General features: G+C 46.0%; 13 protein-coding genes and 1 tRNA gene. 4 read left to right on the top strand and 10 right to left on the bottom strand.

The window, feature by feature from the left end; all coding sequences use genetic code 11:
• Window positions 1-19 precede the first annotated feature (19 nt).
• The 6 genes from ACU70B_RS07305 to ACU70B_RS07280 all read right to left on the bottom strand — a co-directional run bounded on the left by ACU70B_RS07305 (window position 20) and on the right by ACU70B_RS07280 (window position 5,466).
• Entirely contained in the window at window positions 20-859 is an 840-nt protein-coding gene (locus ACU70B_RS07305; RefSeq protein WP_447182913.1) for a phosphorylase family protein, read from the bottom strand.
• Window positions 860-876: 17 nt separating this feature from the next.
• Window positions 877-1,941, bottom strand: coding sequence for a cyclic dehypoxanthinyl futalosine synthase (gene mqnC, locus ACU70B_RS07300; RefSeq protein ID WP_447182912.1), 1,065 nt, complete (start codon window positions 1,939-1,941; stop codon window positions 877-879).
• Between the two features lie 14 nt (window positions 1,942-1,955).
• Window positions 1,956-2,783: a menaquinone biosynthetic enzyme MqnA/MqnD family protein gene (locus ACU70B_RS07295; protein ID WP_447182911.1), complete on the bottom strand. Its 828-nt coding sequence runs from the start codon at window positions 2,781-2,783 to the stop codon at window positions 1,956-1,958.
• 15 nt (window positions 2,784-2,798) lie between these two features.
• Window positions 2,799-3,881 carry an aminofutalosine synthase MqnE gene (mqnE, locus tag ACU70B_RS07290; protein WP_447182910.1) on the bottom strand — a complete coding sequence of 361 codons (1,083 nt, stop codon included), beginning with the start codon at window positions 3,879-3,881 and terminating at the stop codon, window positions 2,799-2,801.
• Window positions 3,882-4,167: 286 nt separating this feature from the next.
• A complete protein-coding gene (locus ACU70B_RS07285) occupies window positions 4,168-4,476 on the bottom strand; it encodes a hypothetical protein (protein ID WP_447182909.1) in 309 nt (102 codons plus the stop codon).
• A 69-nt stretch (window positions 4,477-4,545) separates the two neighbouring features.
• A complete protein-coding gene (locus ACU70B_RS07280; RefSeq protein WP_447185724.1) occupies window positions 4,546-5,466 on the bottom strand; it encodes a D-alanine--D-alanine ligase in 921 nt (306 codons plus the stop codon).
• 250 nt (window positions 5,467-5,716) lie between these two features.
• Here ACU70B_RS07280 and ACU70B_RS07275 point away from each other — a divergent pair.
• The 3 genes from ACU70B_RS07275 (at window position 5,717) to metF (ending at window position 9,122) form a co-directional block, all read left to right on the top strand.
• Window positions 5,717-5,792: transfer RNA gene (locus ACU70B_RS07275), tRNA-Trp, on the top strand.
• A 190-nt stretch (window positions 5,793-5,982) separates the two neighbouring features.
• A complete protein-coding gene (gene metE, locus ACU70B_RS07270; RefSeq protein WP_447182908.1) occupies window positions 5,983-8,259 on the top strand; it encodes a 5-methyltetrahydropteroyltriglutamate--homocysteine S-methyltransferase in 2,277 nt (758 codons plus the stop codon).
• Window positions 8,256-9,122 carry a methylenetetrahydrofolate reductase [NAD(P)H] gene (gene metF / locus ACU70B_RS07265; RefSeq protein WP_447182907.1) on the top strand — a complete coding sequence of 289 codons (867 nt, stop codon included), beginning with the start codon at window positions 8,256-8,258 and terminating at the stop codon, window positions 9,120-9,122. Before metE ends, metF begins: the two co-directional genes overlap by 4 nt.
• Before the next feature lie 26 nt (window positions 9,123-9,148).
• Here the strand turns inward: metF and ACU70B_RS07260 are convergent, their stop codons facing one another.
• Complete coding sequence (locus ACU70B_RS07260; RefSeq protein ID WP_447182906.1) at window positions 9,149-10,072, bottom strand: LysR family transcriptional regulator; 924 nt, start codon at window positions 10,070-10,072, stop codon at window positions 9,149-9,151.
• A gap of 120 nt (window positions 10,073-10,192) precedes the next feature.
• Complete coding sequence (locus tag ACU70B_RS07255; protein WP_447182905.1) at window positions 10,193-10,759, bottom strand: TetR/AcrR family transcriptional regulator; 567 nt, start codon at window positions 10,757-10,759, stop codon at window positions 10,193-10,195.
• Window positions 10,760-10,935: 176 nt separating this feature from the next.
• Between ACU70B_RS07255 and ACU70B_RS07250 the strand changes: the two genes are divergently transcribed.
• On the top strand, window positions 10,936-11,940 hold the full coding sequence (locus ACU70B_RS07250) for an NAD-dependent epimerase/dehydratase family protein (RefSeq protein WP_447182904.1): 1,005 nt from the start codon (window positions 10,936-10,938) through the stop codon (window positions 11,938-11,940).
• A 72-nt stretch (window positions 11,941-12,012) separates the two neighbouring features.
• Here ACU70B_RS07250 and ACU70B_RS07245 read toward each other — a convergent pair whose 3' ends face one another.
• Both ACU70B_RS07245 and ACU70B_RS07240 read right to left on the bottom strand, forming a co-directional pair.
• Entirely contained in the window at window positions 12,013-12,675 is a 663-nt protein-coding gene (locus ACU70B_RS07245) for a DUF4332 domain-containing protein (protein WP_447182903.1), read from the bottom strand.
• 450 nt (window positions 12,676-13,125) lie between these two features.
• On the bottom strand, window positions 13,126-13,293 hold the full coding sequence (locus ACU70B_RS07240; protein ID WP_447182902.1) for a GHKL domain-containing protein: 168 nt from the start codon (window positions 13,291-13,293) through the stop codon (window positions 13,126-13,128).
• Window positions 13,294-13,326: the final 33 nt, after the last annotated feature.

The following is a 13,326-nucleotide window of genomic DNA, read 5'->3' as shown; positions in this document are numbered from 1 at the left end:
CATTAATATCTATAATAACTTATTCCGAATAGATCGGCTTCAGCAAGGTCTCCTTCCGCAGTTCGGGGCAAGTACACCCCTGTTCCGGAGAAAGCCGGTATAAAAACCGCAAAAGGATTCTTCCCATAGCTATACCTTCATTATAGTATATATCAGCCAGTTCTTCGTGCCGCCACGGAGCAACTATACCCTCGGCATAATTCACCACCAGATAAAGCCCGGCATAGCAAGCGCCTATTTCCCTTGCCAGATAGACTTCAGGGCAAATACTCTGGCCCACGACATCGCCCCCGCCCATTTTGTAGAAATTTACTTCGGCCGGGCTTTCAAAATGTCTGCCGTCGGTGTTGACATAAACACCCCGCTCGAACACCCGCCCCGGCCAGTCTTTTTCCGCCGTCTGGCATAATGTTTCCCTCATTGCGGGGCAGATAGCCTCCCGCATAACCAACAGGTGGCGCTCATCCAGGCCCACATCCTTGCGCATGGAAAAATCCATGTAATCATCGGGGATAAGCAGGTCGCGGGTCCTTAAAAGGTGGTTAATAGCCCCTACCCCGCCTTCGGCCACGATTTTTTTTACTCCGGCGGCGCGCAATACCCAAAATACCTGACGGGAAGCATCGGCACGGGTAACTCCTTTGCGCCAGCCGTGCATACGGCAGGTTAATACCCGCCTATCACCATTTTCCCCTTTTATAATCAACTCCTTGAATTCAGGGCTCAACCCCCAGGGGGTGCTATAAACCAGGTTCCGGTCTGCGACCTGCACGTAATCCAGGCCCAGGCTCTCCGGCAAATCTATATTCAAGGTGCTGGACCCGCCGATCAGGGCAAAGTCACATTGCGGTACCGGCATGGCGATTTACTCCTTATCTAATATTCCTCCAGTATCCGGTAAGCGGTATCCCGCAAAGCCGGTTTCCGGCCTGCAGCCCGGATCAGGGCGATCATTTCCTCTTTGTTCATTTTATAAGCCACTCCCGCCGAGCGCACCACATTTTCCTCAATCATTATACTACCCAGATCATCTCCCCCAAACAAGAGGGAAAGCTGACCAATCTGTTTCCCCTGGGTTACCCAGGAACCTTGAATATGGTCGATATTGTCCAGGTAAAGACGGGATAAGGCCAGAAAACGCAGGTAAGCCAGCGATGATATCTTTTTGCCCATTAATTCGTTATTGCCCGGTTGGTAAGTCCATATGATAAACGCCCGGAAGCCTCCGGTCTCGTCCTGGAGCTTTCTTATCATATCCAGATGGTAGAGGCGATGCTGCAAACGCTCCACACTCCCCATCATCATGGTGGCGGTAGTCTTCATGCCTATCCCATGGGCAGTCCTCATTACCTCCAGCCATTGCCGGCTGCTGATTTTATGGGGACTTATATACTGCCTGACCTCATCGTGCAGTACTTCCGCTCCTCCTCCGGGCAATGAATCCAGGCCGGCCGCCTGCAAACGGAGCAGGGTCTCCCTTACCTCCAGGCCTGACCGGCGGGCAATATAAGCTATTTCCGGTGCGCTCAGGGAGTGTATTTGCACCGGATAGCGGGCCTTTATGCTGCGAAACATTTCTTCGAAAAATTCAACATGGAGTTCCGGGTTGAGCCCTCCCTGAATCATTAACTGTGAAGCGCCCATTTCAATAGCTTCTTCAATTTTGGCAAAAAGGGCCGCCTTATCTATTACATAAGCATCGTCATCATTCTTATGGCGGTAGAAAGCACAGAATTTGCATTGACAGGTGCAGATATTAGTATAATTGATATTACGGTCAATGACAAAAGTCACTCTGTCATTAACAAAACGTCGGCGCCGCACCTGGTCGGCAGCCTGTCCCAGAGCAAGAAAATCCGCGTTTCCATCCAGGAAAACAAACTCCTCCGGGCTCATACGCCGGCCCTCTGCTATTTCTTTTAATAAATCCCTGCTGTTCAAATTGACCTCCTAAACTATAAGCCTATAATTTCGATTGGAGGTACTTCATCAATCAGGCCCTGGTTTTTGGCTTCCTTATAATATTGCAGCAGTCCTTCCTGTTTGCGGGGGTCAAAATCAAAACGCAGGCTGTTAAAATATTCTACCAGATAATCAGAGCTGAAGTCCTCCCACTGGGAAGCCTTGGACGCACAGTCCTGGATGCATTCCAGACTGAATTTGATGGAATCGGTGAAGGTGTCCCGGATAAGTTTTAATTCATCCCGATGGCTATGGGCAAAATCACGGCGAATCGCCCAAACCGCAAAAACCATGGGTAAGCCGGTAAAATTCTTCCACTCCTGCCCCAGGTCATATATATGGAGCCGGTCGTAAGTTTTATAGCGGGCTCTTAATGCGTCGTCGCCGATTAACAGAGCCGCATCCGCTTCCATCAGCATAGCCCCCAGTTCCGGCGCCGACTGGAAATATTCCGGGGAAACGTTGTAGTAACGGGCCATCAGAATACGCAACAAGGCCTGGGAGGTCCTGGATATGTTGGTCAGGGCAATTTTTTTATTATGCAGCCTATCGATGGGCAGGCGTGAAAACAGATAAATACTTTTGACCTCGCCATCGCAGCTCACCGAAATATCGGGCATTAAAACATAATCCCGATAATTGCGGGCATAAGCTATAGATGGAATAGGTGCCAGATCCAGCAGATTATCGGCCAGCATGCGATTAAGATCGGTAGGATTACCCTTTATCAGCTCTATTTCCAGTAAAAATTTTTTCTCGATCAGACCGTAAAAAAGCGGGAAACAATTTATAAATTGAATATGCCCGACTCTTGGCTTCATATTAATATGCTCCTTTTAAAATATCTCTATGATATTATAGAGAGTATCACGTTCCACCGGGGTGTATCCACTCTCCCGGATTAATTCGACAATGGCCTGCTTGTCTATTCCTTTTTCGGTATTGGCGCCGGCCGAGTGCATTATCCTCTCTTCTATAACCGTGCCATCCAGGTCATCGGCTCCGAATTCCAGGGCGATTTGGGCCAAAGGAATCCCCAGCATGATCCAGAAGGCTTTGATATGGTCGATGTTATCCAGCATCAACCGAGATATGGCCATAGTTTTGAGATCATCCAGGGCGCTGGTTCTCCCGATGTGGCTCAGCCTGGTATTATCCGGCAAAAAAGGCAAGGGGATAAAGGATTGAAAGCCGGGAGCAGTATCCTGCAATTCCCTCAGGCGCATAAGATGATCGACCCGATCCTCAATACTCTCCACATGTCCGTAGAGCATAGTGCAGTTGGTTTTGATACCCAGTTCATGCGCCGTCTGGTGTACCCGCAGCCAGTCGTCGCTCATGGCTTTGCGCGGGCATAGTTCACGGCGGATATCGTCATTGAACACTTCCGCCCCTCCCCCCGGCATCGAACCTAATCCGGCCTCTTTCAGGGTGGATAAGACCTCCCGCACTGAAAGGCCGCTGATTTGGGCAAAATAGAATATCTCCACCGCCGTGAACCCCTGTATATGGATTTGCGGATAAGCCTCATGCAAACGTTTCACCACTTCCACATAGTAATCAAAGGGTTTACTGGGATGCAGCGCACTCACTACATGGAATTCGGTTATGCCGTAACCAACCGCCTCCGCTCCAAAGGCAAAAGCTTCCTCCGGACTCATGACATAGGGACCGCTTGTGCCATTTTCGTCGACCCCGAACGCACAGAACTTACACCGGGATACGCAGATATTGGTCAAATTGATATGACGGTTCACGTTAAAGTATACATACCGCTGCGACGCCTCTATCTTTTTAGTCCGCGCCATGGCGCCGATAGCCAGCAGATCATCAGAATGATAGAGATAGACTCCATCTTCTTTATTCAACCTGATTTTCTGCTTAACCTTCTCCCCTATTTCCTGCAATCTTTTGTCCATCGTTCATCTCCCCGCTTATACCCGGTACGCGCTTTAAAAGCTTGCCATGCGAAACTCAATGATTAGAGCAACGCTTAATTGGAGGTTTTCCGCCAGATTTCCAAAAGTAATAATGAAATTATACCAGATTTCCTTATAAGGGCATAAGGTAGTGGGGATATTTAATACACTTAAGTCAGACTGATTTCCATATATCTCTTCGCCGATAGCCTAACGCCACTACCCATTAAGCAATAAAAATAGCCTTAAGACTCATCATCTCAAGGCTATGGTCACTGCTGGCATATTACTTACTCTCTCGTTTCTTCATTTGCAGATTGTATTTAAAAAACTCCACCGGGTCAATATCTTCACTAAAGGTTAGCGCCCAGTCCAAACGCTTAATAACTTCTTCCGTGCTACCTGCTCCAGTATAAATCAAAGGGTCACATGAAAGCTTCTCCAGGAATACGGCCAGTTCCAGAGCCATTTCTTCGATTTCCCCCAGACCTTTTTGCAAACGCAGCAGGTCTCGTTCTTTTTTTAACTCCTGTACCTTCTGGTATATATCGGTGGTAGTATCTTTTATAATTCCCGACGGCAAAAAGTTAGTCATTTCAAGACTCCCTAATTTTCAGGGTAATGATATCTTATTCGCTGTTTTTGTCCTCTATCCTCTTTTCAATTATTTTTCCAGAGCCAGGCTTACCAAATGCTCTATCAGATCTTCATAAGATATACCCACAGCCCTTGCAGCATCGGGAACCAGGCTCATATCGGTCAGTCCCGGTATGGTATTGATCTCCAGAATATAGGGACGGCCCTTATGGTCCACCATAAAATCTATGCGGGCAAATCCCCGGCAAGCAACTGATTTATAGGCCTCTTCGCTTATCCTCATTATGGTGTTCTGCAAGTCTTCATTAATCCGGGCGGGGATAAGATGCTCGCACATACCGGGGGTGTATTTGGATTCATAGTCATAAAACTCGTTGCTGGACGTTATTTCAATAATAGGCAATACGCAAGGATTCTCATTTCCCAGTACGCTGACCGTCAGCAGAGTACCATCGATATATTTCTCAATCAAGACATCCTGATCATATTGAAAAGCTGCTTCTATCGCAGGCAAAATATCGCCCTCTTTTTTAACGATATAGGTTCCGATACTGGAGCCCTGGGTGGCAGCCTTTATCACCATGGGTAAGCCGAACTTCTTCACCAGAGAGCGGACCACAAACGCGGCCCGGTCAAAAGTTTTTTTCTTCATAATGATAAAATCAGGGGTTGGAAGACCTTCATAGCTCAGCAGTTTCTTGGTAATAATCTTGTTCATGCAAATTGCGCTGGCGGCCACCCCCGAACCAGTATAGGGTATGCCCAGCAGATCAAGATAACCCTGAACGGTACCATCTTCCCCGTTTCTGCCATGCAGGGCTATAAAGACCACGTCAGGAGCTATATCCGCTATCCTATTAAGGTTATCCCTCTTGAAATCCAGGGCCTCAACCTGAAAGCCTTTCTGTTCCAATGCTCTACATACATTTTGACCACTATTTAATGAAACCTCTCGTTCTTCGGAAGTGCCCCCCATGAGCACCAGCACCTTGCTCAAATGAATCCACCTGCCTTAGTTTTTAATAATTACTCTCTCACTTTATAATTCTGTCATCTCTCCATTAATATTCCATCATTTTCGCGTATATTACTCACCAGTGCATAATCCAAGTTAAATGATACTGCTAAACAACAGCAGGTTCAAGAAATACCCGATTAAGTGGTTAGGGCAACAATTACCCATATTATCCTTGAAGGATGGCCTTTTTTATGCTAGAATATGTTTTGCTATGAAACGCAGGGGAGTAGCTCAATTGGCAGAGCATCGGTCTCCAAAACCGAGGGCTGGGGGTTCGAGACCTCTCTCCCCTGCCATATGAAATCAAGAAGCCACGCAGGTTTGCGTGGCTTTTAGTTTTTAATATACTCTATAGCCGTTAGCGCTGGATGCATTGCCGGCATATAGCTTACAACTATATATCATCATAGTTAATAAGTGTTACCCTATATTGCTCAACCGATAATATAATTACTTCAACCCACCGGGCAAGAAAGGGGCAGCATTATGAAAACAGCAGTTATAGGATATCCGAGGATAGGAAACTCCAGAGAGCTGAAATTTGCATTGGAAAGTCATTTCAAAGGTGAAATAGCAAATGAAAAGCTGCATGCAACGGCAGCCAAACTTCGCCAGGCTCATTGGCTTAAACAGGTCGAGAGCGGAATTGATTTCATCCCGTCAAACGACTTTTCTTTTTATGATGGGATGCTGGACACGTCTTTCATGCTGAATGTAATTCCCCAAAGGTATAAAGACCTGAAGCTTGATCCCCTTGCAGAATATTTTGCCGCCGCAAGAGGTTACCAAGGTGCAAATGGTGATGCCAAGGCACTCACTCTTAAAAAATGGTTCAACACCAATTACCACTACCTGGTACCGGAGATAGAAGATGCTGCGGAAATTAAGCTGGTCGGCAGAAAGCCATTCGATGAATTCCTGGAGGCAAAAGCAGCCGGAATTAAAACCAAACCGGTTATCATTGGTCCCCTTACATTTATAAAGCTTGCGAGTTTCACGGGAAAGAAAGGAGCATCTGATTTCGCCGGCAGCATTATCAAAGCATACTCTGAAATACTCATGGAGTTCGATAAACTCGGCGCTGAATGGGTGCAGTTTGATGAACCGGTACTTGTAACCGATATGACGGCCCTTGATATACAGCTGTTAAAAAGCCTTTACAGCCCAATACTCAATGCCAAGGGAAGCATCAAGGTGCTTTTGCAGACCTATTTTGGCGATGTGCGTGACTGCTATGCTAATATTGCATTGCTTGATTTTGACGGTGTCGGCCTGGATTTCATCGAAGGGCAAAAAAACCTCGAACTTTTGGAACGTAATGGCTTTCCAGCTAGCAAGACCTTATTTGCCGGGGTTGTGAACGGAAAAAACATCTGGAAGAACAATTATGCAGCAACACTTCCGATGATTAAAAAAATCACAGGCTATGCAGTCAGCGCCGTAATATCGACCTCCTGTTCCCTTGTCCATGTTCCCTATTCGCTTAAAAACGAATCCCGGCTGGACGACAGCTATAAGAAGCATTTTTCCTTTGCGGAAGAAAAGCTGGCCGAACTTGCAGATTTGAAACTCCTCATTGAAGAGACTGATAGCGGCGATAATCCAAAATACCTGGAAAACGCCAAGCTATTTAATGAAAATTTTTCTGACCCCGATAACACGGTTGGAGAAAAGCTTGCGGCACTTACTGAAAGGGATTTTATAAGGCTTCCTATATATAAAGAGCGCGGGAAGATCCAGCAGCAAAAACTTAACCTGCCGTTACTGCCCACAACTACAATAGGTTCTTTCCCCCAGACGGCTGCGGTAAGAGCCAATCGTTCCTCATTTAAAAAAGGGGAGATTACCGAGGAACAGTATAAAGCCTTCAATAAAAAGAAAATCCAAGAGTGTGTCGCCCTGCAGGAAAGAATCGGTCTTGACGTGCTTGTTCACGGCGAATTCGAGCGCAACGACATGGTGGAATATTTCGGTGAAGCCCTGAACGGATTTCTGTTCACCGAAAAAGCATGGGTGCAGTCATATGGAACACGATGTGTAAAACCGCCGATTATATGGGGTGATGTTTCACGTTCAAATCCCATAACCGTTGAATATTCAGTCTATGCCCAGAGCCTGACCGCCAAGCCGGTCAAAGGGATGCTTACCGGTCCGGTAACGATACTCAACTGGTCTTTTCCCCGTGAGGATATTTCCCTGCAGGAAGCCGCCTTCCAAATCGCGCTGGCAATCCGGGAAGAGGTCCTGGATCTTGAAGCCAGGGGCATAAAAATAATCCAGATCGACGAAGCGGCACTGAAAGAAAAGCTTCCCCTGAGACAGGCTGATTGGCACAAAGAGTACCTGGACTGGGCCATACCGGCATTCAGGCTGGTTCATAGCGGGGTTAGGCCGGAAACCCAGATTCACACCCATATGTGCTACAGCGAATTTGATGATATTGTGGAAGAAATCGATAATATGGATGCTGATGTTATAAGCTTTGAAGCTTCCCGTTCCAATCTCGGCATAGTCGACGTATTAAATTCCTGCGACTTCAGGACAGCGGTAGGCCCAGGCGTCTACGATATTCATTCCCCCAGGATTCCCGCTGTCGGCGAAATCAAAGCGGCCTTGACCGGGATGCTGGCCAAAATAGCAAAAGAAAAACTATGGGTAAATCCTGACTGCGGTCTGAAAACCAGGGAGGAAGCGGAAACGGTTTCGAGCCTTAAGAACCTGGTTATGGCCGCTAAAGAAATCAGGGAAAGTTTAACGATATGAAAACATCAGAATTATTCAAAACAAAAACCGTGCTGTCCTTTGAGGTTTTTCCACCCCAGAAGACGTCTTCGCCGGATACGATCTATAAAACGCTTGACCAGCTTAATGACCTTTACCCCGACTTTATCAGCGTAACCTACGGAGCAGGCGCCAGTGACAACAGCGCTTCCACTATCGCCATTTCATCGGCCATAAAAAACAGGTACCGCCGGGAAGCGGTGGCCCATCTGACCTGCATCAACCAAACCAGAGAAGACGTGCTGTCTTTGCTGCAGCAGTTGGAGGCCAACCATATCGAGAATATACTGGCATTAAGGGGCGATCTCAATCCCTCCGTTTCTCCCCAACAGGAGTTTAAACACGCCAGTGATTTGATCGCTTTTATTAAGGAGCACGGTGATTTCAATATTGTCGCGGCCTGCTATCCTGAGGGGCACGGAGAAGCATCCAGCATAGCTGCAGATATAAGGAATCTGAAAATAAAAGTCGAGACCGGCGTAGACCATCTGATCTCCCAGCTGTTTTTTGACAACAATTACTTTTACGCTTTTCTGGAACGGGCGGAATGCGCAGGTATAGACGTACCTATTGAGGCCGGGATTATGCCGGTGGTAAATAAAAAGCAGATCGAACGGATGGTAACCCTCTGCGGGGTTGATCTTCCCAAAAAATTCACCAAGATGATGGAGCGCTACGAAAATAAACCTGAAGCGATGCGGGATGCCGGGATAGCTTATGCCGTCGATCAAATTGTAGATCTTGTTTCCCAAGGCGTTGACGGCATCCATCTTTATACCATGAACAACGCCTATATTGCCCGGAAAATCAGCGAAGCGGTAAAAAGTTTGCTGGCTTCCCCGTAATGAAGACCGGTTGGTTCCGGTTTGCTTTATGACAAAACAGTAAATCCATACTCGGCGATGAGTCTTTTCAGTTCATCAATATAACTGGCCGCAAAGCGGCTAAGGACTGCTTTGGAGTTTGTTATCCAACCGACAGTCATTTTTTCCTTAGTTTCCAATGGAATCGAGATTATGCTGCTGCCGTTTAAATCACTGCTCAATACACCCGTGCATATGGTGTATCCGTTCAATCCGATCAGCAGATTAAACAGTGTCGCACGGTCGCTGACGCGGATGCTTTTCTTATGATAAACGGCGCTTAATATTTCCTCCGAAAAATAAAACGAGTTAAATTCTCCTTGTTCAAAGGACAAACACGGATAATCCTCCAAATCCTTCAGGGTGACGAAGCTTTTTACCGCCAGTGGATTTTCCGAACTTATAAAAACATGGGGGTTTGCCGTAAATAAAGGATTGAACGTGAGGTGATTTTCACGCAGCAGTTTCGTAATTACCTTTTCATTAAACTCATTTAAATAGAGGATGCCTATCTCGCTGCGCATATTTTTAACATCTTCAATAATTTCATAGGTACGGGTTTCACGCAGGGTAAATTCGTATTCATCCACATCGGTCTGCCGAACCAGGTTTACAAAAGCATTCACTGAAAACGCATAATGCTGGGTAGAGATAGAACATAATTGTCTTGACGGTTTTTTATCTTTGTAGCGCTGCTCCAAAAGCTCAGCCTGCTCCACAACATTTCGTGCGTAGGAAAGAAATTCGGCCCCATCGGTAGAAAGCGCTATCCCTTTTGCCGACCGGCTAAAGATTTCGATGCCAAGCTCTCCCTCAAGCTCCTTTATGGCATTGGAAAGACTGGGCTGGGAAATGAAAAGCTGTTTTGCGGCTTCACTGATGGAACCGCATTCCACCGTTTTAATTACATATTTTAATTGTTGGAGCGTCATTTTACTCACCTGCCAACCATTTTTTATTAACAGCTCAACTTTGGTGGCTGCGTAACCGGGTAGTTTATCATTCTGCAGATGGCGCGGCCTTCTTGGTATGCGCCCGTTATTTTCTCCTCCTCAAGCGATAAAAAACCCAATCCCCTGGTTGACCAAGCAGGTTACAAACTCCGCCATGCTCTGCGGCGGTAGGGGATTCTGGTCAAGCAGCCATTTACTGATTACTCCAATGCTTCCTGTTACCACATAAGTATAAATGTATTCCGCTGTATTATCATCCACTTGCCTGTTTTTCTGCCACTCGAAAACCACCCTGTCTCTTAGCAGATGAAATATATTGGTCCGGAAATCCATATCCCCGTTTTCACCAAGCAGTACACGGCATAATTCTTTGTTCTTCTCGATGTATTCCAGTATCCTGAATATCATTGGCAGCAGGTCCGTTTCCCCAGTCTCAATATTAAAATTGTCGAGATATGAATTAATATCTGTAATTAATTCCGTTTCTATCTGTTTGAGGAGGTCAAACTGATCGGCATAATGGGCATAAAAAGTCGCTCGGTTAATATCCGCATATTCGCAGAGCTCTTTAACGGTTATTCGGGATATCGGTTTGTCATGCAGCAGCTTGATCAAGCTATCGCGCAGAACCATTTTTGTATATTTCACACGTCTGTCACCGGGCATATGACTTTCCTCCAAATTTGCTTGATATGCTATATTTCATACAATCAGACCCAATCTGTCGATGATACGTCAATCAATAACAATCTGTCGGTTGATTATATTACACGAGTTTAATATACTAAAATCACGAAAGATAATCAACAAATTGTTTAACAAACTGAAACGGAGGAAGAACAATGGCCGTAAAGTACCTGGTTACAGGAGCCGCAGGCTATCTGGGATTAAGCATAGTCCTGGAGCTTTTGGCGCAAGGAAAGAGTGTGCGCGCCCTTGTTCTTCCCAACGATAAAGCGGCAAGGCATATACCCGCACCGGCTGAAATAGTCGAGGGGAATCTATTAAGCCCTGATGATTTATGCAAATATTTCCATGTTCCCGAAGGCACGGAAATGATTGTCATTCATTGTGCCGGAATAGTGTCTACCGCATGGAATTACAGTGAGCAAATTTTCAACGTTAATGTACGCGGAACCCAAAATATCGTAAACCAGTGCATAAAGTCGAAGGTAAAAAAGCTGGTGTATATCAGCTCGGTTCATGCTATTCCGGAGCTTCCAAAAGGGCAAACCATTACTGAAATAACTGAATTCAACCCCGACAAGATTATCGGAGCTTATGCCAAAACCAAAGCGCGAGCTTCGCAAATTGTAATGGACGCAGCTAATGGCGGGAAATTGAATGCCATCATCATCTTCCCCTCGGGCTTGTGCGGCCCGTATGATTACTCCATGGGATATTTAACCCAGTTCCTGCTCAATTGCACGAAAAACAGGCTGCCTGCCGGAATCGAGGGAGGATATGATTTTGCCGACGTAAGGGATGTCGCCAAAGGGGTAGTGGCTGCCTGTGAAAAAAGCGTAAGCGGCAAAAGCTATATTCTCGCCAATCGCTATGTGCCCGTTAAAGAAATTTTTCAGTATGTGCACGAACTGACCGGAGCACGGCTTGTCAAGCATATGCTGCCTCTATGGACGGCCCGCCTGTTGCTGCCTTTCTTCGGCGCATATTACCAAATAAAAAACCAGACGCCTTTGTTCACCAAATACTCTCTTCTTACACTGACAAGCAACTCGAACTTTTCAAGTGAAGCGGCAAAGCGCGAGTTCGGCTACACAGTCCGCCCTTTCCGGCAATCGGTTGCCGACACGCTTCAATGGCTGAAGACCAAGGGAAAGATATAACGAGGAATACCCACTAATTATGTGTCATCAGACAGACCGAACAAATCGCCTTTTCTACCATCCAATTATTTATCACCAATTTACATATGCTGCCGCTTTTACCAGCCTTTTCATATCTCTGAGTCCTATTTTCCCTTTAAAATATTGACCTTCCTCGTTAATTCTTGCAACAGCTTCATGCAAATCTTTGGGATCAGCCTCAGCAATCGATTTTGCATTCCAATAGCCTGCATCAACCAGTACCTTTGCAAATACCGGATTTACCCACTGGATTCTTGTGAGGCCAGCTAAAGTAAATATTTTGTCTGCAAAGTCTTTTTCAAGACCAATGGACTTAATCAATTCCTCGCGCTTACTTGGTAATTCCAAGGCCTCATAAAGTAAAACCGTATTCTTGTAGCCATTGGCTTCTAATTTGGTTATTTGACTTCTGCCAAGCCACACAAAAGCGCTTACGGGAAATGCTTTGGGGAAATAGCTCTCAACTTCTCTTCGTAATAATGTTAAGTAATCAACGCTAATTTCAGTTTTTTCAGCAAAAGGCCCAATATTTTTTGAGTTTTTTACAGCTTTGCGAAAGTCGGCTAAAGTCAAGACTCCATTCATTTTAAGCTTGCTGAAATTCTCCTTAATATCTTCCAACAGCATACTACGGCTTGGTACTAAGTCGGATTCGGTTATTCTGATCAATAGATCATCAAGTCTTACTTTGCTCGCATCGATATAATAGGACATAATTCACCCCCCTTTATATATACAAATATCATATTTCCTTTTACAGTTCCATAATCCTTCCCAATAAAACCCTGTATCCATTCGGGCTGTAATTCCACCCGGCATTGCGTCCTCGGAACGGATAGCCCAAACGATCCGTTTGTTCCGTAAAACCCAGGGTGTCGCCGTTCGGGAGGTTAGGAATGCCCATTGCAATCCTTCGCCGGAACTGACGTATCTCGTGTTCACCAGGGCTATGGCCCTACCGCTATAATAATGTCACAATCGCCTCACCCCCGCCTGTTTCAATATACCCGGACAAGTTGATCCCGATCCGCTATATAGCAGTGGACCTACAGCCCTGAAAGCCATTTTTCCTGCTCGGAGGCAGTCATCCCGTCTAAAACACCGCGCAAGACTTGAAATGGACTTTTCATACAGCCTGACGCCCCGGTAGCGGCAGCACAATTCTCAGGGTAAATATCTCGCCCTTGCCTCAAAGGAGCAGTATCCGTTATATTCCTCAGCGATCATGGTCATGCTTTTAATCCCAAAGCCATGCCCCTCACTGCGGCTTTGCGGCAGACCGTTCTCCATTTCCGCCTTACCTGTGAAGCTGTTCTCAATAAAAATCAGCAAATAATTTTACACTCTCGGAATAAATAAAAAATG

The sequence above is a fragment of the Syntrophomonas curvata genome, from assembly GCF_052976825.1.
The sequence above is the reverse complement of the archived record's forward strand: the minus strand, read 5'-3'. Positions and strand labels throughout refer to the sequence as shown.

Excerpts from the sequence above, each read along its gene's own strand:
- ACU70B_RS07305 (WP_447182913.1), bottom strand. The coding sequence starts at position 859 with ATGCCGGTACCGCAATGTGACTTTGCCCTGATCGGCGGGTCCAGCACC.
- ACU70B_RS07255 (WP_447182905.1), bottom strand. The coding sequence starts at position 10,759 with ATGCCCGGTGACAGACGTGTGAAATATACAAAAATGGTTCTGCGCGAT.
- ACU70B_RS07245 (WP_447182903.1), bottom strand. The coding sequence starts at position 12,675 with ATGTCCTATTATATCGATGCGAGCAAAGTAAGACTTGATGATCTATTG.
- metF (WP_447182907.1), top strand. The coding sequence starts at position 8,256 with ATGAAAACATCAGAATTATTCAAAACAAAAACCGTGCTGTCCTTTGAG.
- ACU70B_RS07295 (WP_447182911.1), bottom strand. The coding sequence starts at position 2,783 with ATGAAGCCAAGAGTCGGGCATATTCAATTTATAAATTGTTTCCCGCTT.
- mqnE (WP_447182910.1), bottom strand. The coding sequence starts at position 3,881 with ATGGACAAAAGATTGCAGGAAATAGGGGAGAAGGTTAAGCAGAAAATC.
- ACU70B_RS07260 (WP_447182906.1), bottom strand. The coding sequence starts at position 10,072 with ATGACGCTCCAACAATTAAAATATGTAATTAAAACGGTGGAATGCGGT.
- metE (WP_447182908.1), top strand. The coding sequence starts at position 5,983 with ATGAAAACAGCAGTTATAGGATATCCGAGGATAGGAAACTCCAGAGAG.
- ACU70B_RS07285 (WP_447182909.1), bottom strand. The coding sequence starts at position 4,476 with ATGACTAACTTTTTGCCGTCGGGAATTATAAAAGATACTACCACCGAT.
- ACU70B_RS07250 (WP_447182904.1), top strand. The coding sequence starts at position 10,936 with ATGGCCGTAAAGTACCTGGTTACAGGAGCCGCAGGCTATCTGGGATTA.